Source organism: Streptomyces sp. GB4-14, assembly GCF_022696125.1.
In the GTDB taxonomy this organism is placed as follows: domain Bacteria; phylum Actinomycetota; class Actinomycetes; order Streptomycetales; family Streptomycetaceae; genus Streptomyces; species Streptomyces werraensis.
This window is the reverse complement of the sequence record NZ_RZHO01000002.1, coordinates 3,019,664-3,042,611: the sequence shown is the minus strand read 5'-3', so window position 1 is coordinate 3,042,611 and position 22,948 is coordinate 3,019,664. Positions and strand designations below refer to the sequence as shown.

Genomic DNA, 22,948 nt, shown 5'->3' with positions numbered 1-22,948 from the left:
GTCATGACCGCACGCCTCTCCCGCCGCTCCCTGCTGCTGACCGCCGCCCTCGTCCCCGTGGCGGGCTGCACCACCGACGCCCCCGGCCGCGCCCCGGCCTCCGGAGCCTCCGCGACCGCCGGCCGCGGCACGCCGTCCCCGGTCAGCCCCCGCAACCTCGCCGCGCTGGAACGCGAGTACGGCGCCCGGCTGGGGGTGTTCGCCGTCGACACCGGCACCGGTGCGACCGTCGTCCACCGGGCCGACGAGCGCTTCGCGCTCTGCTCGACCTTCAAGACCCTCGCCGCCGCCGCGGTCCTGGACCACCGCCCCGGCGCCCGCCTGGACGAACGGATCACCTACGGCACGGCCGACCTGGTGCCGTACTCGCCCGTCACCGAGAAGCACACCGGGGAGGGCATGACACTGCGGCAGCTGTGCGACGCGGCCGTCCGGTACAGCGACAACACGGCCGCCAATCTGCTGCTGCGGGACATCGGCGGCCCGCGCGGCGTCACCGCGTACACGCGCCGGCTGGGCGACCGGGTGACACGGCTGGACCACACCGAACCCGAGCTGAACAGCAACCCGCCCGGCGACCCGCGCGACACCACCACGCCCCGCGCGATCGCCGCCGACTACCGCGCCCTGGTCCTCGGAGACGCCCTGCCCGCCGCAGGGCGCGCCCTGCTCACCGACTGGCTGGTGCGCAACAAGACCGGCGACCGCCGCATCCGGGCGGGCGCGCCTCGCGGCTGGAGGGTGGGCGACAAGACCGGCAGCGGCGAGTGGGGCCGGTGCAACGACGTGGCCGTGCTGTGGCCCGGGGCCGGACGTGCGCCGCTGGTGCTGTCGGTGCTGACGGAACGCCCCGGCCGCGCCGCGGCCTCCAGCGAGGAGCTGGTGGCGGAGGCGGCGCGGCGGGTGCTGGACGTGCTGCGGTGACGTCCGCCGGTCAGTGCTGGCGGGGCGCCGCCTGCTGGACCACCTCGAAGGACCACAGGGTGGCGTCGGTGGCCGCCGGACGCGGCTTGTCGCCCTGCGGGCCGGCGTGGGCGGCCTGGCCGCGCCCGTCCCTCCAGCGCTCGAAGTCCTCCTCGCTGCGCCAGCGGGTGTAGACGAGGTAGGTGTCGGTGCCCTCGACCGGGCGGAGCAGCTCGAACCACTCGAAGCCGTCCGAGCTCTCCACCGCGCCGGCCCGCGCGGCGAACCGCTTCTCCAGGGTCTCGCGCTGGTCCTCGGGAACCGTGAGTACGTTGATCTTGACGACGCTCATGCGGCGATTGTCCCGCAGTTCCCGTGCCGGCCGCGGTTCGGGGCGGCGGCGCGGTCAGCCGAGGCAGATCACCAGCAGGCAGAGGCGGGGGTCGCGCGGCTCGTCGGCGGGCGGCGGGGTGCTCGGCGCCGGCTGGGTGGCCGAGTCGTCGCCCTGACCCGAACCGCCGTCGCCGCCCGTGTCGCCGCTCCCGGAGCCGTCGTCGGCGGAGGGCGGGGGCGAGGAGGGGCGCGTGGGGGTCGTCGAGCCACCGGAACTGGGCGCTCCGCCGCCGGTGTCCTGGCTCGCGCCGGAGCTCGCCCCGGAGCGGTCGCCGGAGCGGGACACCGACTCGGACGCGTCCGAACGTCCCCCGGCGGGCACCTCGGTGGCGGCGGCGCCGTCGGTGTGGGCGCCGTACGGGGGCGCGGTGGCGGTGGGCGCGGCCTCGGGACGCGTCGGGCCGCGGCGGGCGTCGGCCCGCGGCGGAGGGGTCGTGCGGTCCGGGGCAGCGGACGGGGCGCCGGCCGCCTCGTCCGTGGTGCTGCCGGTGCCGCCCATGCCGTGCAGGTCGGGCGCGGTGGCGGCCTGGGCACGGTCGGTGCCGCCCCGATCCGTGGAGGCGAGGGTGATGCCGCCGCCGACGAGCGCCACGGCCGTGGCGACCAGGGCGCGCCGCTGCGTCTTCCTCCAGCGGGCCAACTGCCGCCGCCGCGCCGCGCGTCCGGTGCCGGGGCCTGCCGGCAGGGCGCGGAGGGTGTCGTCCGCGGGACCGGTTTCCCCACCCTGTGCGGTGCCGGCGGGCCGCGCCGGGGCGGCGAACACCGCGCTCTCGGCACGGTGGGCGGGGGCGAGGGAACGTATGCCTTCGGCGGAGGACGTGGCTTCGGCGGACCGTGCGGTGCCGCTGGGCCGAGGGCCCGTCCCGCCCGCCCGTGCGCCGTCGAAGGGCCGCGTGGCGCCTGCGGAACCGGTGGGCCGTGCGACCTCGTCGGGCCCCGTGGTGCCGGTGGGCCGTCCGGAACCGTCGTGCCGCAGACCGTCGTCGGGCCGCGTGGTCTCTGCGGGCCGGCCGGTGCCGACCGGCCATGTGGTGTCGGAGGAACGTGCGCCGTCGAGGGGGCGTCCGGCGTCGGCGGGGCGTGCGTCGACGGTGCGTGCGGCCTCGTGGGGCCGCGTGGTCCCGCCCGGCCGGCCGGTGCCGACCGGCCATGTGGTGTCGGAGGAGCGCGCGCCGTCGAGGGGGCGTCCGGAACCGGCCGGACGTGCGGCCTCGTGGGGCCGCGTCGTCTCGGCGGACCGTGCGGGAGCGGTGAACCACCCGCCCTCGGCGGGGCCTTCCTCGGCGGCGCCGTGCGCCGCACCGGCCGTTCCGGAGGCCGTCGCCGCCCGTCCGGGGACGCGGTGGCCGCCCACCACGCCGGGGGCGATGTCGGGGGCGTAGGCGCCGCAACCCGGGCAGACCAGGGCGCCGTTCAGGTGCCGGCGACACGTGGAGCAGTAGTCCATCCGCTGTCTTCCTGAGGTGTCGTACCGGGCGTCCGCACAGGAGCGGCCGGCCCGGTCCGGGCAGGGAACAGCCACGCTAGCCAGGCCCACGGCCCGCTGTGTGCAGCCCGTGTGCCGCTCCTGCGCACATTCTCGGCGTGCCAGGGGAGAAGGTCGTGAGCACGTGTGCCGCACCCCCGCACAACGGACACACTGCTGAGCAACGTTCTGGGCCCGGCCGGACGTCGGCCCCGACGCCGCACGGAGCGCCGCGTCGGCCGCCGTCCAGCTCCACCCCCATGCCGCACGCCCGCCCGGAAGGCGCCCCACCTTGAAGCCCCGTACCATCGCTGCCGCCGCACGCCGGTGTGCCCTGCTGCTGACCGCTTCCCTCACGGCCCTCTCCCTCACCGCCTGCGGTGCGCTCGGACCGGGTGACGACGACAGCCCGGACGCGCGCGTCGACCACGACATCACCGTGGGCCTGCTCCTGCCGGACCGGGACACGGCGCGGTTCGAGCAGTTCGATTACCCGCTCATCAAGGAGCGCATCGCCTCGCAGACCAACAAGCAGGGCGAGGTCGTCTATGCCAACGCCGAGGGCAGCAAGGAGAAGCAGAGCGAGCAGTTCCGGCAGATGATCGGCCGGAAGGTCGACGTCATCCTCGTGGACGCGGTGGACGCGTCCGCCGTCGCGCCCGACGTGCGCCTGGCCAAGCGGGCGGGCATACCCGTCATCGCCTACGACCGGCTCGCCGAGGGGCCGGTCGACGCGTACGTCTCGCACGACAACGAACTCGTCGGCCAGGTGCAGGGCCGCGCCCTGGTCAACGCGCTCGGCGGGAAGGCCGTCGACAAGAAGGTCGTCATGATGAACGGCGAGCCCGCCGACCCGAACACCGCGCTGTTCAAGAAGGGCGCGCTGGGCGAGCTGGACGGGGCGGTGGACATCGCCGCGTCGTACGACACCAGGAAGTGGCTGCCCGAGGTCGCGGCGGAGAACATGCGCAAGGCCATCAAGAAGGTCGGCGCGGGGAACGTCGCCGCCGTCTACTCGGCGAACGACGGCATGGCCGGCGCCGTCATCGAGGAGCTCCAGCGGGCGGGGCTCACCGAACTGCCGCCGGTGACCGGGCAGGACGCGGACCTGGAGGCGGTGCGCAGGGTGGTCTCCGGCACCCAGTACATGACCGTCTACAAGTCCTTCCTGCTGGAGGCGACCGGGGCCGCGGACATGGCGGTCGCGAAGGTGCAGGACCGGGCGATCCAGTTCGACGCGCTCGCGCAGGACGTCATCGACAGCCGGTCGCAGAAGGACATCCCGGCGATGCTGGTGCCGGTGGTCGCCCTCACCCGGGAGAACATCGAGGACACGGTGGTCGCGGACGGCGTCTACACCGTCAAGGACATCTGCACCCCGGCGTACGCGGACGACTGCGCGGAGATCGGGCTCACCAACTGAGAGTGACGCGGGTCACGTCGGTGTTCCCGCTCAGTTCTGGTCCTTCCCCCGGTCTTCATGGGCGTAGGTGTCCGCGAGCGGAGGAAGGACCGGTCGTCATGAGCGCACAGGTGAAGGGCCCCGCCAGCTATTTCCCGTCCATCGAGAAGAAGTACGGCCGCCCCGTGGCCGAGTGGAAGGAGCTCATCCGCTCCTCGCCGCTGACCCGGCACATGGAGCTGGTCGCCTGGCTCAAGGCGGAGCACGGACTGGGCCACGGGCATGCCAACGCCCTGGTCGCCCACACCCTCGCGGAGAAGGGGTGACCGGGGGCGCGGCGGGTGTGCCGCGGGGCGCGGCGGCCGGGCGTGAAGGCGGGCGCGGGCGCCGGGGACGTGCCTAGGATCGCGGCATGTCTGCGCCCACGAGCGATGTGAACCGGTTCCTGGCGGCCAAGCCCCGTCTTGAGGCCATCGCCTACCGTCTGCTCGGCTCCGCGAGCGAGGCCGAGGACGCCGTGCAGGAGACGTATCTGCGCTGGCAGGGCGCGGACACCGGGCGGATCGAGGTGCCCGAGGCGTGGCTGACGAAGGTGCTCACCAACATCTGCCTCAACCAGCTCACCTCGGCCCGCGCCCGGCGCGAGACGTACGTGGGCCAGTGGCTGCCCGAGCCGCTGGTCGCCGGGGACCCCATGCTGGGGCCCGCCGACACGGCCGAACAGCGGGAGTCGGTGTCGTTCGCGATGCTCGTGCTGCTGGAGCGGCTGTCCCCGGACGAGCGCGCGGTGTACGTGCTGCGGGAGGCGTTCGGCTACGCGCACAAGGAGATCGCGGAGATCCTCGACGTCAGCGAGGCCGCCAGTCAGCAGATCCTGCACCGGGCGAGGAAGCACGTGGCGCGGGGCAGGGCGCGCCGGGAGATCGACGAGGCCGAGGCGCGGCGGGTCGTCGAGGAGTTCCTCGCGGCCGCGACCAGCGGACGGACCGGGCCGCTGGTCGCGCTGCTCACCCGGGACGCCGTCGCGGTCGGCGACGGCGGCGGGAAGGTGCCGGCGCGCGCGAAGGCGTTCGAGGGCGTCAAGGCGGTGGCCACGTTCCTGCGCGGCCTGTTCACGCCGGGCGCCGGGAAGCGGGCCGTGGCAGGCGGGTCGCCCGAGCTGTACGCGACGACCGCGAACGGCGATCCGGCCGTCGTTGCCGTCGTCGACGGCCGGGTGATCGGCGTGATGTGCCTGGAGGTCACCGAGGACGGCATCGCGGCGGTCCGCAGCCAGGTCAACCCCGACAAGCTGGAGCGCGTGACGGAGCGGTGGGCCGCCGTCGACCACGGGGAGCCGCTGATGAGGAACGTTTACTGATCCGTACCCGTACCGGACTGGTGTGACGTAGGTCACATGATGAAGGTGTCAGGGATCGGCGGGCTGCCCGGTTCAAGGGGCGAACCAGTCGACGACAGGAGCCTGCCATGCAGCACCGCATCATCGTCCTCGGAGCCGGATACGCCGGAGCCTCCGCCGCCGGACGCCTGGCCAGGCGGCTGCACCGTGACGACGTCTCCGTCACCCTCGTCAACGCCGAGCCCGACTTCGTCGAGCGGGTCCGCAACCACGAGCTGGCCACCGGACGCGAGCTCCCGCACCGGCCGCTGACCGACGTGCTCGCCGGGACCGGTGTCGGGCTGAAGGTCGCCCGGGTCACCGCCGTCGACGTCGACCGCAAGGTCGTCGCCGTCACCGGCGACGGCGGCGCCGAGGAGCTGGCGTACGACACCCTCGTCTACGCCCTCGGCAGCCGCTGGGACGACCACGGCGTCCCCGGCGCCGCCGAGCACGCCCACGAGATCGCCGGGCGGGCCGGCGCGCTGCGGGCGCGCGAGCGGCTGGCCGGGCTCACCGCCGGGCAGCCCGTGGTCGTGGTGGGCGGCGGCCTCACCGGTCTGGAGGCGGCCACCGAGATCGCCGAGTCGCGTCCGGACCTGGAGGTCACCCTCGCCGCCCGCACCGGCCTCGGCGACTGGCTGTCGCCCAAGGGCCAGGCGCACCTGCGCGCGGTGTTCGGCCGGCTCGGCATCACCGCGCGCGAGAACGCCGAGGTCACGGCCGTGGAGGACGGCCGCGTGGTCACCGCCGACGGGACGGTCCTGCCGTCCGCGCTCACCGTGTGGACCGCCGGGTTCGCCGTCCACCCGATCGCCCGCGCCACGACCCTCGAGGTGGGTGACACCGGGCAGATCGTGGTCGACGGCACCATGCGCTCGGTCTCGCACCCGGACGTGTACGCCGTCGGCGACGCGGCGCTGGTGCAGGGGCCCGGCGACAAGCCGCTGCGGATGTCGTGCGCGACCGGCACGCCCACCGCGTGGCAGGCCGCCGACGCGATCGCGGCCCGCCTCACCGGCGGGAGGATGCCGCACGTGCCGCTGCGGTACTTCAACCAGTGCATCTCGCTCGGCCGCAAGGACGGACTCATCCAGTACGTCACCGCCGACGACCGTGCGAAGAGCGCCGTGCTGACCGGCCGTGTCGCGGCCCTCTACAAGGAGCTGATCTGCAAGAGCGCGGCCTGGGGCGTCGCCCACCCGACCCTGGGTCTCCCCAGCCGCCGTCGCCGGATCACCCACCCCGCCCCGGCGGGGTCCGCGACCCCGGCACCGGAGCCGGCACCGGAGTCGGCCGCCTGAGCACCGGCCGGCCGCCGGGTGTGCACGGCACCCGGCGGCCGGGGTGGACGCGCCCGGCCCCGCGGGTGGAGACCCCTGTGCGGGCAGCCGGGGAGCCGGACCCGTCGGCGTGCTCGCTCTCCACGGCGAGCTGAACGCGGACGACCCCTGCTGCCTCCCGCGCCCGCCGCCGTCCGGGCGGCCATGCCGGCTCAACAGGGGCCGGACGGTCCTGGCTGCCGTCGTCGGCGAGACCGTGGCCGGACGGCCGACCGCATCGGCGTACCGAACCTCACCCGCGGCGGGCGGGGCATCCTGTCCGTGGACGCCGCGGTCCTGGCCGAGGCACCCCGACAGCCCGGTGCCGGGCGCCGGCCGGCGGACGCCGTCGTGCGGCCGGGTGAGGCCGCCGGGCGCTGCGAGGTCCGGCTGCCGGCGGCGGACGGCGCGTACGTCGGCACCGTCCGCGGAGCGTGCGGCTTCGCGACCCGGGCCGCGGGCTTCCGCCGCTGCCTCGCCCGCCCCTGGTAGGGCTCCGCGCCCTTCTTCTGCACCCAGCGACAGAGACCCGGATCCCCCTCGCGTCGGAGGGGGAGGCGGGGGGCCGCGGCCTAGCCTGAACGGGTCATGAAACGCATCGACGACCGGCTCGCACCGGTCCTGCTGCTGTGCGCCCAGGCCCTGGTGTGGCCGGGGGCGGCACTGGTGCGCGGCGAGGTTCCGTCCGCGTCCGCCCTGCTCGTGGCGGTGCTGGTCGCCGGTCCTGTCACCGCCGTACTGGCGCTGCGCCGGAGCCGCCCGGTGACCGCCCTCGTCGTGGTCGTCGTCGCCTGCGCGCTGGGCGCCGGTCCGCTGCCCGTCGGGGCGACGGCGGTGCTCGGGACCGCCGGGGTCGCGCTCGCGCTGTGGACCGTGGCTGTCGAACGGGACGCGTTCACCACCGTGCTGTGCGGGGTGTCCCTCGCCGGCTGGCAGCTCCTGTACGGGTTGACCCTGCACCGGCTCAGCGACCGTGACGGGCTGGACCTGGTGCTCACCGCCCTGCTGTACGCGGCCACGTGCGGGGCCGGGCTGCTCGTCCGGCGCTCCCGGAGCGCGCGGCGGGCGTCCGAGGACCTGCTGCGTCGCGCGGAGTCGGAGCGGCACCGGCTGCCCGCCGTCGAACGGCGGCGGATGGAGCGGGAGTTGCACGACGTCAGCGCCCATCATCTGACCGCCGTGGTGGTCACCGTCGGCGCCGCGCTGGGTCTGCGTGACCGGCGTCCCGAACTCGGCGACGAGGCGCTGCGGTTCGCCGTGGACACCGGGCACGAGGTGACCCGGGCGCTCGGTGCGGTGCGGGCCCCCGCACCTTCGCGGAGCGACCTGCCCGCGCCCGAGGAGCGGCTGCTGGGCCTGGTCGACGGGTTCCGGCGGATCGGGCAGCCGGTCGACTGCGCGATCGACCCGCTGCCGGAGGGCGCCGTCGCCGACGCCGCGTTCGGCATCGTGCGGGAGGCGCTCACCAACGTGGCCCGGTACGCGCCGGGCGCGGCCACCACCGTGCGGTGCCGGTACGGCGACGACCGTACGGACGTCGTGGTGACCAGCGGCGCGCCGCTGCCCGGCGGTCCCACGCACGGCGCGGGCCTCGGCGGCGGACGCGGCCAGGGCATCCTGCGCTCCCGCGCCCGGGAGGCCGGCGGCACCCTGACCACCGGTCCGACGGAGGACGGCGGCTGGGAGGTGCGGGCGGTCCTGCCCGGCAGGACCGCCGGAGCCGTGGACCGGCCGGTTGCGAGGGGTTATCGCGCCGCCCAGGTCACGGCCGCCGCCGGACTCGTCCTGCAGCCGCTGCTGCCGGTGCTGGCGATACGCGCGGAGGACGCCTCGACGGGGTCGGACGTGTCGGCGGGCGTGCTGTTCGCGCTGCTCGCGGCGGGGCAGGCGGTCACGTTGCTGTGGCTGCGGAGGGCTCCGCGCGTCGCGTACGGCTTGCTGTGCGTCCTCGCCCTGCTGTGGCCCGCAGCGGCGGTCTCCGGCGGATACGCCGGGCCGGTGCTGCTGCCGCCTCTGCTGGGCGCGGTCGCCACATGCGCGGCACTCGCCATGGACGGGGCGGTGCGGGCCGGTGGGGGCTGGTCGCGCAGTTCCCCGCGCCCCTGGGCGGGCTGCCCGGCCGGCGCCCCGAAGGGGCGCGGGGAACCGCGCGGACGGCCACGACGGCGCCGCAGCCGCCCACTCACCCGCCTGCACCCCCTCGCGACGGCGACCGCGGTGCACACGGCCGCCGTCACCACGGCCGTGCTGGACCGGGGAACCGGCGCGCCCGTCTGGGCGGTGGTCACCGCGGCCCTCGCCGGGACGGCCCCGGTGATGACCGCGGCCCACCGCACCGGCATCGTGCGCGGCCGCCGCACCCGACACGCCCGCGCCGAACGCGACGGACGCCTCGGCGCGCTGACCGGCGAGGCGGTCCGCGACGCGTGGGCCGAGCGGCGCCGGATCGCGGGCGGGCTGGAGACCACCGTGCTGGCCCGCACCGCCGACATGGTCGCCGAGGCGGAGGCGGGCAGGCTGGAGGCGACCGCCGAGCGTGCCCGGGAGGCGCTGGCCGCGATGCGCGCCCTGCTGGACACGGTCCGCGACGGCGAGGCCGGGCCCGCGTTGCGCCCGCAGCCCACGCTCCAGGCGCTGGACCTGCTCGCCCGTCAGTGCCGGGCCACCGGACGCGAGGTGGAGATACGCCTCACCGGGCGGGCGGCCGGACGGCTGCCCGCCGCCGTGGACCTGACCGCCTACCACGCGGCCGAGACCGTCCTCGCCGTCGGCGGGGAGCAGCCCGCCGCGCTGGAACTCGACGCGTCGGACGGTACGTTGACGCTCACGGCCACCGGGGTGCCGTCCGCCGCCCACCCGGCCGTGCGGGAGCGGCTGGCCGCGCGCGTCGCGGCGCTCGACGGCACGCTGACCACCGGACCGGCGGACACCGTCCGTCTCCTGCTGCCCCTCGCACCGGGCGACGGGGAGGAGGGGGAACGATGAGCCTCAAGGTGCTGGTCGCCGACGACCAGGGCATCGTGCGCGCGGGCTTCGCCGCCGTCATCGACGCCGAGGAGGACATGACGGTCGTCGGCGAGGCCGCCGACGGGGCGGCCGCGGTGCGGCTCGCCGAGCGACTGACGCCGGACGTCGTCGTCATGGACGTACGGATGCCCGAGCTGGACGGCATCGCCGCGACCCGGATCATCACCGGCCGCGCGGGCGCGCCCCGGGTGCTGGTGCTGACCACCTTCGACCTGGACTCCTACGTCTTCGACGCGCTGCGGGCGGGCGCCTCCGGCTTCCTGCTCAAGGACGTGTACGCCTCCGAACTGCTGCGCGGGATCCGGGTGGTGGCAGCGGGCGAGAGCGTCCTCGCCCCGTCCGCGACCCGCCGGCTCGTCTCCCACTACGCGGCGGCGGGCGACGGCCCCGCGGCGCCGGTCCCCGAGCTGTCCGGTCTGACGGGCCGGGAACGCGGCGTCCTCACGCTGGTCGCCGCCGGACTGACCAACGCGGAGATCGCCGACCAGCTCGGCATCACCGTCGGCACCGTGAAGTCCCACGTCAACGCGTTGCTGCGGAAGCTGGGGCTGCGTGACCGGGTGCAGGCGACGATCCTCGCCTACGACCTCGGTCTCGCCCGCCCCAACCCGCCCGGCACCGCCGTGCAGACCCGGCGTCCCTGACGCCTCCACGACCCCCGCACCTCACCCGACCTGTACCGACCGCACCGACCCGAGGATCATGAACATGACTACTTTCAGCACCGGCGGCAGCGCTTCCGGGGAGCCCACGACGACCGGCCGTTCCGACCGCACCCTCCTCGCCCGCCTGCGCCACCTCTACGGCGACGCCTTCGCCCTCGTCTACCTGGGCGTCTGCGCCGCCCTCACCGTGTGGGCGTTCGCGGCGAGCGCGGGCGAGAACGAGGACGCGTCCTTCGCGGGCGTCATCCCCGTACTCGCCACCGCCCCCGCGAGCCTCGTCGGCCTCGCCCTGCCGGGCGGCCTGCCCACCTTCGTCTTCGCCGTGGCCCTGGGCGCGCTGGTCAACGCGGCGGTCATCGGCTGGTGCTCACGCAGACTGCGCGGCGGCCCGACGCGCTGACGCGGGCAGGGCCGAGGCCGGCGCCACCGAGAACGGTGCCGCCCTCGTCCCCCTGCCGCCGCCAGAGGCCGGGACGCGGGAGACGCCGTGGCACGCGGTGCACGTCTGACCGGCGTCGGCCCGCCCGCGAACACCACCGGGGAGCACGGCACACGCGTCCCTGTCCGCCCGGCGACGGGCTGGGCGTCGTGGGGGTGCGGCTCTCGCACCCGGGCGCGGCAGGTGTCGCCGTGCGAGGGACGCGCGGACCGGTCTCGGTCCCGACGGTCTGCTCGGTACCGCAGTGCGGCTCCGCACCCCCACCGCGCGGAAGACGCCGCCGCACGCGGTGTGCGGGCGGCCCGACGACCGGCTGTGCGCCACAGCGCACACCCGCCACTCAAGCGCAGGGGGTACGCGCTACGGACTCGGACCGGTGTCACCCCGGACAGCCCCCGTGCTCCGGCGCCCCGGCTCCCGCACCCGGCTCCCCGGGTGACCGCGCGGACGAGGTCACCCGGACGCGCCCCTCACACCCCCGCCGTGTCGAACGCGTCCACCGTGGCGAGGAGGTCCTCCGGGGTCCCCTCGCCCAGGCGTTGTTCGGACCAGATCGTCTTGCCGTCGCGGCCGTGCCGTACGCCCCAGTGGGCGCTGAGCCGCATCACGATGTACAGCCCCCGCCCGCCCTCGTCGCCGGTGCGGGCGTGACGGAGATGAGGGCCGGCGCTGCTCGCGTCCGTCACCTCGGCCAGCAGGCGCTCGTCGTCGTGGATGAGCCGCAGCCGGACCGGGCCCTCGCCGTGCAGGATCGCGTTGGTGACGAGTTCGCTCACGATGATCCCGGTGGTGAAGGCGCGGTCGTCCAGACCCCAGGAGGCGAGCTGCTGGCCGACGAGCCGGCGGGCCGTGCCGACCACGGAGGCGTCCGCGGGCAGCGTCCAGTCGGCGATCCGGTCCGGCGGCAGGCACTCGGTGCGCGCGAGCAGCAGGACGGCGTCGTCGTACCGCGAGGGCGTCATGCGGTAGACGGCGGTGTCGCACAGCTCCTGCAGGGGCCGGGACGGGGTCGCCAGCACGTGCTGCAGACGGTGCACGGCGTCCGTGTCGCCGTCGCCGTCGCCGTCGGAGCCCAGCAGCCCGTTGGTGACGTGCGCGATCAGACAGCCCGGCGGGAGCTGCGTGACGGCCGGCACGAACGCGGTCCCGCCCTCCGCGCCCAGCGGCGGGCCGAGCGGCACGTGCACCTCGATCGGCGAGCCGTCCGGGTCGACGAGGACCGGGGCGGGATGTCCGGCCCGCATCATGGTGCACTGCCGGGAGACCGGGTCGTAGACGGTGATCGCGCAGGTCGCCAGGTAGGGGTGCGCATCGCGGGAGTCGACGGCCGTGAGCTGCCCGGCGACCTCGTCCAGATGGGTCAGCACCTCGTCGGTCTCCAGGTCCTGCGACGCCAGGGTGCGCAGCGCGACCCGGAGCTGTCCCATGGTGGCCGCCGCCTCGATGCCGTGACCGGCGACGTCCCCGACGACGAGCGCCACCCGGGTCCCGGACAGCGGGATGACGTCGAACCAGGCCCCGCCCGCGCTCTCCGGCAGATACACGTGCGCGGTCTCCACCGCCGAAAGCCGCGGGCTCACGCCCGGCTGGAGCCGCCGCTGGAGGGCGGACGCCACCGTGTGCTCACGGCGGTAGCTGCGCGCATTGTCCAGGTGCACGGCCGCGGTCGAGGCGGCCTGCCGGGCCACGTCCAGGTCGGCCTCCTCGAAGGCGTCGACCCGGCTGCGGTACAGCGTCAGCAGCCCCAGCACGGTGTCCCGCGCGGTGAGCGGTGCGACGATCATGGAGTGGACCTTCCGCCCCAGCAGGACGGCGAAGCCGTCCGGGTCCGTCGCCAGCCACGGGTCGTCCGGGGTGACCTGCACCAGCCGCGCGTGCGCGTCGCTGAGGACCTGCGTGTACGGCGTGGGGAACGGGAAGGGACGGCTGTCGCCGGTGCGCCGGTACGGCTCGACGGAGTCGGGGGCGGCGAACGCGACCCGGCGCAGCGGCACGGACGTCGGCAGGGGACCGGACGGTGGCGCCGCGCCGGCGGGGTCGTCGTCCAGCAGGTCCACGGACGCCGCGTCGGCGAGGTCCGGCACCAGCGCGTCGACGAGGGCGTCCGCCGTGGTCCGCACGTCGAGCGTGGCGCCGACGGTCCGGTGCACCGCGCTCAGCACGGCGAGACGGTCAGCCGCGGCCTGCCGCTCGGTCACGTCCTCCACCACGCCGACCAGGCCGGGTCCGCCGCGCAGCGGGAACAGGGACACCTCCACGGAGAGCGTCCGGCCCGGCTCGGACGGGGAACGGCCGCGCAGCAGCCGGCCGCGCAACGGCTCGCCGGTCGTCAGCACCTCGTCGATCAGCTGCCCGATCTCCGGTTCCATGCCGGGCGCGAAGTCGCGCACGTCGTGACCGACGACCTCGTCGGACGGGAGGGCGCGAACCCCGCGCCCGGACGGGTTGTACCGGGTGACCCTGCGGTCGGCGTCGAGCACGAACAGACCCTGGGGCGAGCCGGCGAACAGCGCGTCCAGCACCGCGGCGTCGTCGACGGAGCCGTCCGGCACGGCACACTCCCTTCGCGGGCCATCCCCCTCCCGGCCTTCTCTCACCTTCTCGCATCACCCGCGCGCGGCAACTCGGCCCGACGGTTCACCGCGTCCGCAGCACCGGCACCGCCACGCCGTCGCCGCGGTGCGCGGTTCGGTACGTCGCTGACAAGCAGGTCGGCGCTCCGGGCCGACCTGGGCGAAGACCGCGCGGAAAAACTCCCCGGCGGGTGTCATCCGGCGGCCGGGGGGCCGGGGTTTGTACGGATGGAGAGGCGCCCTCCGTCCGTCAGATCGCCTGGGCCCACAGGGGCCCGTGTCCCACGAGGAGCTGCCCGCATGAAGCGGACACTGAAATACCTGGCCGGTGCGGCCGTCACGGCCGCGGTGGCCGGCATGGCCACGATGGCGTACGCGGCGCCCCACGACACGTCCGGCCGGGCACCGCACTCCGCGACGGTGACGGCGGCCGCTCCCGCGGCCGCGGCGAAGCACGCCCCCACGCCCCGCATCGTCCAGCCCGGCGAGCGCGTCACCGGCGCGCCCGGCTTCGAGCTGTGGCTGACGCCCGAGGGCAAGCACTGGACCACGCCGGACATGCCCGAGGGCCAGTTCCGCAGCGTCGTCGACGGCAACGTCGACCTGAGCCGCCCCGGCGTCTCCGTCCAGTCAGAGGGCACCCCGGAGCGCGTCCACCTCTCCGGCCTGTACTACGGCGGCAAGGGCACGGCGTCCACCGTCGAGCTCCGTACCGCCGCCGGAACCCTGCGGGGCGAGCTCATCGAGCTGCCCGGCCGTCCCGGCTGGGGCGTCTGGTACGCCGTCGCCGACGCCGTACCGAACGACGGCTCCTGGAGCTTCGTCTCCGAGGTGACGGTCCGCAACACCAAGGGCAAGGTCTACGCCTCGCTGTCGCTGCGCTGACCCCGCGGGCGGGGGACCGGCCGGTCCCCCGCCCCGGCACTCTCTCCCCCACCCCACGCAGAGGAACCTGTCCGTGCCGCACGAGACGTCCGCCGCCCCGCCGGAACACCCCGACTTCGCCGCCTACGCGAGTGCGGCCTGGGCCCGTCTGGTGCGGACCGCCCTCCTGCTCACCGGGGACTTCCACGAGGCCGAGGATCTCGTGCAGACCACCCTGGCCAAGGTGTACGCCCGCTGGGGACGCGTCCCTCCCGACGACGTCGACTTCTACGTCCGGCGCTCCCTGGTCAACAACAACATCAGCCGGACCCGCAGGCGCCGGGTCACGCATCTGCTGATGCCGTTCCTGCCGGAGCGGGTGCACCAGAGCGTCCAGGGCCACGCCGAGTCCGTCGAGTCCCGCGCCGCGATCACCGAGGCGCTCGGCTCGCTGTCCACCCGGCAGCGGACGGTGCTGGTGCTGCGCTATTGGGAGGACCTGCCCGAGACCGTCATCGCCGAGGTGCTCAACTGCTCGCCCGGCACGGTCAAGACGCATGCGCGGCGCGGCCTCGAGGCCCTGCGCTCCCATCCCGCGTTCGCCGCCGCCGAGCGCCCGCACCCCCTTCCCGGAGCCCGCCCATGAACCACCTCGACCCCGAAGCGGAACGGGACGCCGAGCCCGCCGGGACCGGACGCCTGCGCGAGGCGCTGGCCGCCGCCGCGTACGACGTCACCCCGTCCCGGGTGCCGCTGGCCGCGGTGGAACGCCGCGGCCGGCTGCTCCGGCGCAGGCGCCGTGCGACCGTGCTGGGCGCGGGCTGCGCCGTGCTCCTCGCGCCGCTGGCCTTCGTCACGCTGCACGGCCCGGACGACGGTGACCGCGTCACGCGCCCGGCCGCGACGGTGTCCGCCTCACCCACGCCCTCCACCTCACCGACCGCGCCCGCGCCGACGCCGCGCCTCGTCGAACCGGGCGAGCGGGTCACGGCGGCGCCGGGGTTCGTGCTGTGGCTGACGGAGGACGGGAAGCACTGGACGACGCCGGACATGCCGGAGGGGCAGTTCCGGAGCGTGGTGGACGGCAACATCGACAGGACCAGGCCCGGAGTCTCGCTGCAGACCGACGGGACGGACGGCAGGGTGCTGGTCTCGGGCGTCTATTACGGCGGTGAGGGGACGGCGTCGGTCGTCGAGGTCGCGTCGAAGGACGGCCCGGTGCGCGGCAAGCTGCTGGAGCTGCCCGGCCGGCCGGGGTGGGGCGTCTGGTACGCCGTCGCCCGCTCGGACGTCGGGACGACGGTCACCGTGCGGGACACGGAAGGGCACGTCTACGCCACGCTGCCCTGAACCGGGGGGAACGGGGGAGGGCGGCCACGACACCCCCCAGCCGGTGTCGTGGCCGCCCGTTCCGCTGCTCCCGCGCGCTTACTTGCTGACGGCGAACCGCATCAGGGCGTGCTCGTCGCCCTGCTTGATCTTGCCGGTCTCGTTGATCACCTGGAGTTTCCAGCTGTTGCCCACCTTGACGGCCTTGGCCACGGCACAGCCGTTGTCCTGGCTGAGCAGGCTCGGCCAGATGTCGGCGACCTGCTGGCTGCTGCCGCCGGTGGCGTCGTAGACCTTGAAGCTGATGTTGCGGGCCTTCTGGAAGGAGCTGCCCTTCTTGTAGGCGGCCGCGACGAACACGACCGAGGTGATCGCGCCGGGGAGCCGGGAGAACTCGACGGTCACCGTCTCGTCGTCCCCGTCGCCGTGGCCCGTCTGGTTGTCGCCGCTGTGCAGCAGGGAGCCGTTGCCCATCGGGTCGAGCGAGTCCAGGCCGGCCAGGCGCACCGGGTCGCTGCCGGACATGGCGACGGCGATCAGGTCGAGGTCCGTACCGGTCTTGCGGCGCAGCTTGCCGAGCACTCCGCCGCTGGCTCCGGCGGTCGGGTCCCAGGAGACGCCGATGGTGAGGTGCGTGACCCCGTCCAGGTCCGCGGGGCCGTCTTCCTTGGTCAGCGTGATCATGAACGAGCCATCCTTCGTCGACGGGTGTACGGCCTTGAGTCTGCCTGGCGCCGCTCCATCCTGAACAGGCGGGTCTGCCCTGAAACGCGATCGTTGCGGACGCTCAACGCACCGGGAACCCGAAGGAGTAGCCCTCCTCCTTCAGCCAGGGCAGCACGCGGCGCAGCGCCTCGACGGTCTGCGCGCGGTCGCCGCCGGCGTCGTGGAAGAGGATCGTCGGGCCGCCTGGCAGCTCCCGCTGCACGGTCTCGACGATGGAGTCCGCGCCCGGCTGCTCGAAGTCCTTGGTGTCGACGTTCCAGCCCAGCGGGCGCATGCCGCGGGAGGCGGCGACGGCGCGGCTGTGGGGGGTGAACGCACCGCCGGGCGCGCGGTAGTAGAGGGGACGGACGCCCCCGGACGCCTTGGTGATCATGCGCTCGGCGTCGAGGATCTCCTTCGACTGGTACGCCTCGGACTTGCGGTCCATGGCGGTGTCGTGGGAGACGGAGTGGTCGCACAGGACGTGCCCGTCCGCGACGATCTCCTTGACCAGGTCGGGGTGGGCCTGCGCCTGGATGCCGGTGAGGCAGAAGGTGGCCTTCACGCCCTCCTCGCGCAGCAGGTCCAGCACCTGGGGCGTCCAGCGCGGGTCGGGGCCGTCGTCGATGGTGATGTTGACGCCGCGCGGGCCCGCGTCGGAGGCGTGCGCGATCGTGGGGGAGACCCGCTGCACGGCGGCGGGCTTCGCCGACGCGCCGGCCTGCGGGGTGCCGTTCACGACGCCGGCCTGGGCGGTGTACACCGAGGCGCCGACGGCGAGCATCGTCACCCCGAGCGCGGCCCCGACCACCTTGCCGTACCAGCTCCGTCCACCGCCGTGCCGCGCCATGTCCCGCCCCGCTTTCCTGCTGTCGCCCGTGTCCCGGAGTTCTCCGGGAACCACTGGGCAGGACGGGAGACGGGCGTCCCCGGATGCGTCCGTTACCGATCACGGACATGTCCGGGGACGTTCGCGGACAGAACAGGGGTCCTCGCACGGACCGGGGGCCCGGTCACCGTGGTGACCGGGCCCCCGGGGGGTGGTGCGGCGTCGCGGTGCGGCGCGTCACCAGCGGTACCAGCGGCCGCGACCACCGCCCGCGTTGGTGGAGCGCATGACGAAGCCGAGCAGCCAGATCACGAGGACCGCGATGGCGATCCACCACAGCACCTTCACAGCGAAGCCGGCGCCGAACAGGATCAGGGCAAGAAGCAGAACGAGCAGCAAGGGAACCATTGTTATCGACCTCCTGCCGCTCCGTTTGCCCTCGACCCGCAGCCGCACACCTCGCCGTCGCCTTGTTTGTGAAGGAGACGTGGGGGCACTCGTGGGGTCACGACGCAGTGCCCGAACGCTACGAGGAGGCATCTTCCGTGAGTGCCGGTGAGAAGGCCAAGGCGAAGACCGAGCAGGCGCAGGGCAAGGCCCAGGAGGCCCTGGGACGCGCCGCCGGGAACGAGCGCATGGAGGCGCAGGGCCAGGCCACGAAGAGCAAGGGTGACGCCCGCGAGGCCAAGGAGAAGACGAAGGACGCGTTCAAGCACTGACCTGCTTCGAGACGCCCGTGTGGGGCCACCCCGGTTGTGCACCGGGGTGGCCCCACGGGCGTGCGCGGTTCCAGGCCGACGCCGGTGGCGGTCCTGCCCGGAGTGCCAGGACCCGGGGCCTGACCCGGCCGGAGCCGGCTCGCGGCGCCCGCGGGGAGAGGACCGCTGGACGAGTCGGGAGGTCTCAGTGCGGCGGCGGCAGTGGGTGCAGGGCGTTGCCGACCGAGCAGCCGCCTTCGCCGGGCATGCGTTGCATGCGGGAGGGCATCCAGACGCTCGTGTCGCCGGGGGCGACGACGGCGATGACGCAGTCCGTCGGGGAGTAGCCGTCGGACGGCGGGGACAGAAGGATGCCGACGCGGCCGTCCTCCGTCTTCACCTGTGCCGTGATCGCCGGGTCCATGTCCAGTGAGGCGAGTGCCCGGCGCACCTCGGCCTCGTCGACGCGGCCGCCCTTCGGGACTCGCGGCAGGCGCGAGCGGACCGCGTCGAACGGCACCTGGGGCGGTTCCGGCGGCGGGGCGAAGCGCAGGGGCGGACCGTCGGGGCAGTCGGCCTCCCGGGCCTCCTCCCCCCACTCCGTCCGGGGGGACACCCGTAGGGCGAAACAGCGCCGCACGGTGATCGTCTGCGGGTCGAGTCCCGACTCGAGGGCCGAGCCGGTGGTGCGGACGATCAGCTCGACACCGTCCCCGTCGTGCGTGGCGGTGCCCGTGACCCGTAGCACCTCCACCCCGTCCAGGCGCGACGCCGCGTAGCCCACCTCCTCGGCCGTGCGCGGCCGCTGGCTGTCCAGGCGCATGCCGGCCTTCGTGGCTTCCGCGCGTGCCGCGTCGGCCGCCTTCTCGTCGCCCGACTGGATCACCCCGCACCCCGTCAGGGCCAGCAACACCGGTGCGAGCAGCAGGAGTCGACGCATGCGCCCACTCTCCGCCGCCCCCCTGCCGGCGCGCATCCGTACAGGTACTCAGATCCACGTCGGAGGCGGGCCGGACGGGGCTCGCCCGCGATGACGGCCGGGCGTCACGCGGCCGGCCCCGTGACGAGGTCGCCGTCCTCGTCGTACGGCCAGGCGTTGGCCACGCAGCCGTTCAGGCCCTTGATCTGCTGCATCATCACCGGCGCGAGCCGTCCCTCGCCCGCGCAGGTCATGTGGGAGTGGCCGAGGAAGTGGCCCATCTCGTGGTTGATGATCAGCGCGCGGTAGTCGTGGATCGGCCCGTCGAAGGTGGGGGAGCCCTCGACCCAGCGCCGCAGGTTCACCACCACTCCGCCCGGCACCTCGCAGTTGTACTCGCCCCCGGTGTCCTGCCCGATGCCGTCCCAGCACAGGGCGTCCGCCGTGGCGGGGGTGGCGATCCTGATCGAGAGGTCGTGCGGGGCGCCCGCGCCGACCAGGCGGAACGCGTTGGCCGGGTCGTGGGTCCAGCCGCGCGGGGCGCCCAGGATGTCGGCGATCTCCTCGGCCGCCTCGGACGGCGAGACGTCCAGCCCCTCCTCGACCTCCACGACGTACCGCAGCGGCCGGGACCCCTCGCCCACCGTCTCGCCGCCGGACCGCGCGGTGTCGAACGTCCCGCTGCCCCGCTCCGGCACCTCGATCGTGGTCCGGGTCGGGGAGGGGGAGGGCGCCGTCCGGGTGGGGGCGGGTGGCGGAGCGGACGTGGGGGCGGCTCGCGGAGGCCGTGCGTCCGGCGCGTTCCGCTGTGGACCGTCCCGGTCCCGCAGCTCCGCCCGCAGGAACGCCGCCGTACCCAGCACGGCGACGGCGAGCAGGACGGCCAGCAGGGCGCGGCCCCGTCGGCGGGGGCGTGCGCGGCGGCGGGAGGACGGCCGTCGTCCGCCGGTGCGGCGCGCGGCCGCGCGGCCGCCGGTGGGGGGTGCGGATTGCCTCTCTCGTACCGAACGCATGGCAGGTCAATCTGGTCATCCCAGTTGATCGCGATGAGCCCGCGAGATCACGGAACGGTAACGACGGTCCGGTGTCCGGGGGCCCGGGCGGCCGGACCTGCCGTTCACCCGCCCTGCTTACACTGCCGCAATGCCACGGATCCTGATCGTCGAGGACGACTCCATCGTGCGGCAGGCCGTGCGTCTGGGCCTGCGGCACCAGGGACACGAGGTCGTCGCGGTGGAGACGGGCGAAGAGGGGCTGGAGCAGCTCCGCGCCGTCCGTCCCGACGTCGTCGTGCTCGACCTGATGCTGCCCGGCATGTCCGGCCTGGACGTGTGCCGCCTGATGAGGGAGCGCGACCAGGTGCCGATCATCATGGTCACGGCCCGGGGCGACGACATCGATGTCGTCCTCGGTCTGGAGACGGGGGCGGACGACTACGTGGTGAAGCCCGTGCAGGCGCGGGTCCTCGACGCGCGCATACGCGCCGTCCTGCGCCGGCAGGACGCCTCCCTGCCGGACGGCGCGCGTCCCCGGCCGGAGACGCACGGCGACCTGGTCGTCGACCGCGCCGGGCTGGAGGTGACCCACCGCGGCGAGCCCGTCACGCTCGCCCCCTCCGAACTGCGCCTGCTGCTCACCCTGTCCGCGTCCCCGGGCCAGGTGTTCAGCCGCCAGCAACTGCTGGAAGCGGTCTGGGAACACGGCTACCACGGCGACATACGCCTCGTGGACGCCTGCGTGAAGCGCCTGCGCAACAAACTCGGCGAGGGCAGGAACCCGCGCTACGTCCAGACCGTCCGCGGCTTCGGCTACCGCTTCGGCACCGGCCGCGCGTGAACGGCGACCCGACCGCGGAGCCGCGGAACACCGCGGAGCCGCGGAGCACGCAGGAGCCGCGGACCACTCCGGACCCGGCGCCGCTTCCCGCTCCCCGCCGCCTCTTCCGCGCCGTGGTGTCCCGCGTCCCGCTCCCCCTCCGCGGCCTGCGCTCGCGCCTGTTGATCTCCTTCGTCCTCGTCGCCATGGCCAGTTCCCTCGGCACCGGCGCCCTCGCCTTCCGGGAGGCGCGCACGGGAGTCCTCCAGCAGAGCCAGGACTCCGTCATCAACCGCTTCCGCACGAGCGTCGAGGCCGTCGCGCCGGCCGTCCCGCACAACCCCGCCGCCTCGGACCTCCAGTGGGCGGTCAACCAGGTGATCCTCGCCAACCGGGTGTCGGGCTGGCGGGTCATGGCCACCTACGGCGACCGCCGCGCGTTCGCCCCCACGCCCCGCTTCACCCAGCCCAGCCCCGAGATGCTCCGCTCCGTGCGGACGCGGCGCGCGGCGGTGTTCCAGCGGGTGAACGTCGACGGCAGCCCCCGTCTCCTCGTCGGCATGCCCGTGACGTACACGACGGACGATCACCAGGTGCAGCGGCTCTCCGGGGTGGTGATGTTCCTGGAGGTGCCGCAGACCGCGGAGCAGGGGTACGTCGAGGCGATGGTCAGCGGCATCGAACGGGCCACCCTGGTGGCGCTGTGCCTCGCCGTCGTCCTGGCGCTGCTGGCCGCGAGCGGCGTGCTGCGCCCCGTACGGGCCCTGCGCGGGGCGACGCGCAAGATGGCCGCGGGCCGGCTCGACGTACGGCTGAAGGTGACGGGATCCGACGAACTGGCCGACCTGTCCCGCTCGTTCAACGAGACGGCCGCCGAACTGGAGCGGACGGTGGCGGAGTTGCGGCGTCTGGAGGCGCGGGGCCGCCGTTTCGTGGCGGACGTCTCCCACGAACTGCGCACCCCGCTGGCGGCGATGACGGCCGTCACCGACGTGCTGGACCAGCGGGTGGAGGGTGAGACGGGCGAGGCGCTGCGGCTCGTCAGCGAGGGCACGCAGCGGCTGAGCGTGCTGGTCGAGGATCTGATGGAGATCTCCCGCTTCGACGCGGGCGCGGCCCGGCTCAACCGCGACGACATCGACCTCGCCGAGTCCGTCCGGCGCACGGTCGCCTCCCGCTGGCGCCCGGAGGAGGTCGAACTGCGGCTGCCCGCACCGGGCGAACTCCGCGGCCGCGTCGACCCGCGCCGGCTCGACGTGGTGACCGCCAACCTGGTCGGCAACGCCCTGCGCCACGGCGAACCGCCGGTCCGGGTGAAGCTGGAGGCGCGGGACGGCCTCGCCGTCCTCGAGGTGACCGACAACGGCCCGGGCATCGCGGAGGAGGTGCTGCCGCACATCTTCGAGCGGTTCTACAAGGCGAGCACGTCACGGACGAGGAGCGGGAACGGCGGCGGGGACGGGGACAGCAGCGGCCTCGGCCTGGCCATCACGGCGGAGAACGTCCGCCTCCACGGCGGCCGCATCCACGCGGCGAACCGTCCGGGCGGCGGGGCGGTCCTCACGGTGGAGCTCCCGCTGGACGCGGACGACGAGGGGGGCGCGGAGTGAGGCGCGGGGCGGGGCTGTGCGCGGTGGCGCTGTTCCTGGGGCTGACGGGGTGCGGAGTCCCGGCGTCCGACGTCATCGAGGCGGGCGCCCCGGCGAGCGGAATGCCGGGCCCGGCCCCGACGGCGGACTCGACGGAGCCGGCCGCCGTCCCCCTTTTCTTCCTGACGGAGGGCGAACTCACGGCGTACCCCCGCCCGGCCACGGACGCGGCCGACCTGGCCTCGGTGGTCCGCCTCCTCCTCGAGGGCCCGAACGAGAAGGAGAGGGCGACGTCGGCGACGACGGACCTCCCGCGCCTGACAGGCGCCCCGCCGGTGACGGTGACCGACGGCGTCACGACCACGGTCACCCTCCCGGACACCCCCACACCGGTGTCCCGCGAGGCGCTCCTCCAACTGACCTGCACGGTCCACTACGCCGCCGCGCCCTTCCCCCGTCCGTCCGGCGAGGACCGGACTCCCCGCCTCCATGTGACCGGCACGGGCTGGACGATGACGTCCCCGACGTCGGCCTGCCCGGCGCAGCCGTCGGCGTGGGGCCTCTTCCACGGGGACGAGGGCGGCTGACCGGCGACTCGCCCCCTGTGTGTCGGTCCCCGTTGCTACCGTCCGG

At 74.8% G+C, this 22,948-nt stretch carries 24 protein-coding genes; 16 read left to right on the top strand and 8 right to left on the bottom strand.

Annotated features, from left to right (window positions below; translation table 11 throughout):
• Positions 1–3: 3 nt before the first annotated feature.
• Positions 4–924 (top strand): class A beta-lactamase, encoded by a 921-nt coding sequence (gene bla / locus ELQ39_RS15075; RefSeq protein ID WP_242592200.1) that lies wholly within the window; start codon positions 4–6, stop codon positions 922–924.
• A gap of 10 nt (positions 925–934) precedes the next feature.
• Here bla and ELQ39_RS15070 read toward each other — a convergent pair whose 3' ends face one another.
• Together ELQ39_RS15070 and ELQ39_RS15065 are read right to left on the bottom strand one after the other, a co-directional pair.
• Positions 935–1,255 (bottom strand): antibiotic biosynthesis monooxygenase family protein, encoded by a 321-nt coding sequence (locus ELQ39_RS15070; protein ID WP_242592199.1) that lies wholly within the window; start codon positions 1,253–1,255, stop codon positions 935–937.
• Positions 1,256–1,309: 54 nt separating this feature from the next.
• On the bottom strand, positions 1,310–2,743 hold the full coding sequence (locus tag ELQ39_RS15065) for an SCO2400 family protein (RefSeq protein WP_242595706.1): 1,434 nt from the start codon (positions 2,741–2,743) through the stop codon (positions 1,310–1,312).
• A gap of 310 nt (positions 2,744–3,053) precedes the next feature.
• Between ELQ39_RS15065 and ELQ39_RS15060 the strand changes: the two genes are divergently transcribed.
• The 8 genes from ELQ39_RS15060 to ELQ39_RS15025 all read left to right on the top strand — a co-directional run bounded on the left by ELQ39_RS15060 (position 3,054) and on the right by ELQ39_RS15025 (position 10,955).
• Positions 3,054–4,184, top strand: a complete 1,131-nt coding sequence (locus tag ELQ39_RS15060; RefSeq protein WP_242592198.1) for a sugar ABC transporter substrate-binding protein — start codon at positions 3,054–3,056, stop codon at positions 4,182–4,184.
• A gap of 98 nt (positions 4,185–4,282) precedes the next feature.
• Positions 4,283–4,489, top strand: coding sequence for a DUF4287 domain-containing protein (locus tag ELQ39_RS15055; RefSeq protein WP_190004584.1), 207 nt, complete (start codon positions 4,283–4,285; stop codon positions 4,487–4,489).
• Between the two features lie 86 nt (positions 4,490–4,575).
• Positions 4,576–5,523 carry an RNA polymerase sigma-70 factor gene (locus ELQ39_RS15050; protein ID WP_242592197.1) on the top strand — a complete coding sequence of 316 codons (948 nt, stop codon included), beginning with the start codon at positions 4,576–4,578 and terminating at the stop codon, positions 5,521–5,523.
• Positions 5,524–5,630: 107 nt separating this feature from the next.
• The gene (locus ELQ39_RS15045; protein WP_242592196.1) at positions 5,631–6,845 is read left to right on the top strand and encodes an NAD(P)/FAD-dependent oxidoreductase; all 1,215 of its coding nucleotides are present in this window, start codon (positions 5,631–5,633) and stop codon (positions 6,843–6,845) included.
• Between the two features lie 300 nt (positions 6,846–7,145).
• Positions 7,146–7,355 carry a hypothetical protein gene (locus tag ELQ39_RS15040; RefSeq protein WP_242592195.1) on the top strand — a complete coding sequence of 70 codons (210 nt, stop codon included), beginning with the start codon at positions 7,146–7,148 and terminating at the stop codon, positions 7,353–7,355.
• A 96-nt stretch (positions 7,356–7,451) separates the two neighbouring features.
• Positions 7,452–9,848: a sensor histidine kinase gene (locus ELQ39_RS15035; RefSeq protein ID WP_242592194.1), complete on the top strand. Its 2,397-nt coding sequence runs from the start codon at positions 7,452–7,454 to the stop codon at positions 9,846–9,848.
• Positions 9,845–10,534, top strand: a complete 690-nt coding sequence (locus ELQ39_RS15030) for a response regulator (RefSeq protein WP_242592193.1) — start codon at positions 9,845–9,847, stop codon at positions 10,532–10,534. Before ELQ39_RS15035 ends, ELQ39_RS15030 begins: the two co-directional genes overlap by 4 nt.
• Before the next feature lie 64 nt (positions 10,535–10,598).
• Positions 10,599–10,955: an SCO4225 family membrane protein gene (locus tag ELQ39_RS15025; RefSeq protein WP_242592192.1), complete on the top strand. Its 357-nt coding sequence runs from the start codon at positions 10,599–10,601 to the stop codon at positions 10,953–10,955.
• A gap of 509 nt (positions 10,956–11,464) precedes the next feature.
• On the opposite strand, the gene ELQ39_RS15020 is transcribed toward ELQ39_RS15025, so the two are convergent.
• Positions 11,465–13,546, bottom strand: coding sequence for an ATP-binding SpoIIE family protein phosphatase (locus ELQ39_RS15020; protein ID WP_242592191.1), 2,082 nt, complete (start codon positions 13,544–13,546; stop codon positions 11,465–11,467).
• A 321-nt stretch (positions 13,547–13,867) separates the two neighbouring features.
• On the opposite strand from ELQ39_RS15020, the gene ELQ39_RS15015 reads away from it, so the two are divergent.
• From ELQ39_RS15015 to ELQ39_RS15005, 3 genes are all read left to right on the top strand, one after another.
• On the top strand, positions 13,868–14,452 hold the full coding sequence (locus ELQ39_RS15015; RefSeq protein WP_242592190.1) for a hypothetical protein: 585 nt from the start codon (positions 13,868–13,870) through the stop codon (positions 14,450–14,452).
• 73 nt (positions 14,453–14,525) lie between these two features.
• On the top strand, positions 14,526–15,077 hold the full coding sequence (locus ELQ39_RS15010) for a SigE family RNA polymerase sigma factor (RefSeq protein ID WP_190004592.1): 552 nt from the start codon (positions 14,526–14,528) through the stop codon (positions 15,075–15,077).
• A complete protein-coding gene (locus ELQ39_RS15005) occupies positions 15,074–15,781 on the top strand; it encodes a hypothetical protein (RefSeq protein ID WP_242592189.1) in 708 nt (235 codons plus the stop codon). The genes ELQ39_RS15010 and ELQ39_RS15005 overlap by 4 nt, the downstream gene beginning before the upstream one ends.
• 78 nt (positions 15,782–15,859) lie before the next feature.
• On the opposite strand, the gene ELQ39_RS15000 is transcribed toward ELQ39_RS15005, so the two are convergent.
• The 3 genes from ELQ39_RS15000 to ELQ39_RS14990 all read right to left on the bottom strand — a co-directional run bounded on the left by ELQ39_RS15000 (position 15,860) and on the right by ELQ39_RS14990 (position 17,702).
• Complete coding sequence (locus ELQ39_RS15000; RefSeq protein ID WP_190004594.1) at positions 15,860–16,444, bottom strand: TerD family protein; 585 nt, start codon at positions 16,442–16,444, stop codon at positions 15,860–15,862.
• A gap of 103 nt (positions 16,445–16,547) precedes the next feature.
• Positions 16,548–17,315 carry a polysaccharide deacetylase family protein gene (locus ELQ39_RS14995; RefSeq protein WP_190004595.1) on the bottom strand — a complete coding sequence of 256 codons (768 nt, stop codon included), beginning with the start codon at positions 17,313–17,315 and terminating at the stop codon, positions 16,548–16,550.
• A 216-nt stretch (positions 17,316–17,531) separates the two neighbouring features.
• On the bottom strand, positions 17,532–17,702 hold the full coding sequence (locus tag ELQ39_RS14990) for a hypothetical protein (protein WP_033276627.1): 171 nt from the start codon (positions 17,700–17,702) through the stop codon (positions 17,532–17,534).
• Positions 17,703–17,839: 137 nt separating this feature from the next.
• Here ELQ39_RS14990 and ELQ39_RS14985 point away from each other — a divergent pair, with 137 nt between their 5' ends.
• A complete protein-coding gene (locus ELQ39_RS14985) occupies positions 17,840–18,013 on the top strand; it encodes a CsbD family protein (protein WP_190004596.1) in 174 nt (57 codons plus the stop codon).
• A 184-nt stretch (positions 18,014–18,197) separates the two neighbouring features.
• On the opposite strand, the gene ELQ39_RS14980 is transcribed toward ELQ39_RS14985, so the two are convergent.
• Together ELQ39_RS14980 and ELQ39_RS14975 are read right to left on the bottom strand one after the other, a co-directional pair.
• On the bottom strand, positions 18,198–18,932 hold the full coding sequence (locus tag ELQ39_RS14980) for a translation initiation factor IF-2 (protein WP_242592188.1): 735 nt from the start codon (positions 18,930–18,932) through the stop codon (positions 18,198–18,200).
• Positions 18,933–19,036: 104 nt separating this feature from the next.
• On the bottom strand, positions 19,037–19,924 hold the full coding sequence (locus ELQ39_RS14975; RefSeq protein WP_242592187.1) for a DUF3152 domain-containing protein: 888 nt from the start codon (positions 19,922–19,924) through the stop codon (positions 19,037–19,039).
• 130 nt (positions 19,925–20,054) lie between these two features.
• Between ELQ39_RS14975 and ELQ39_RS14970 the strand changes: the two genes are divergently transcribed.
• The 3 genes from ELQ39_RS14970 (at position 20,055) to ELQ39_RS14960 (ending at position 22,902) form a co-directional block, all read left to right on the top strand.
• Positions 20,055–20,747, top strand: coding sequence for a response regulator (locus ELQ39_RS14970; RefSeq protein ID WP_242592186.1), 693 nt, complete (start codon positions 20,055–20,057; stop codon positions 20,745–20,747).
• Positions 20,748–20,860: 113 nt separating this feature from the next.
• Positions 20,861–22,336, top strand: a complete 1,476-nt coding sequence (locus tag ELQ39_RS14965; RefSeq protein ID WP_443334359.1) for a sensor histidine kinase — start codon at positions 20,861–20,863, stop codon at positions 22,334–22,336.
• Complete coding sequence (locus ELQ39_RS14960) at positions 22,333–22,902, top strand: hypothetical protein (protein WP_242592185.1); 570 nt, start codon at positions 22,333–22,335, stop codon at positions 22,900–22,902. Before ELQ39_RS14965 ends, ELQ39_RS14960 begins: the two co-directional genes overlap by 4 nt.
• Positions 22,903–22,948: the final 46 nt, after the last annotated feature.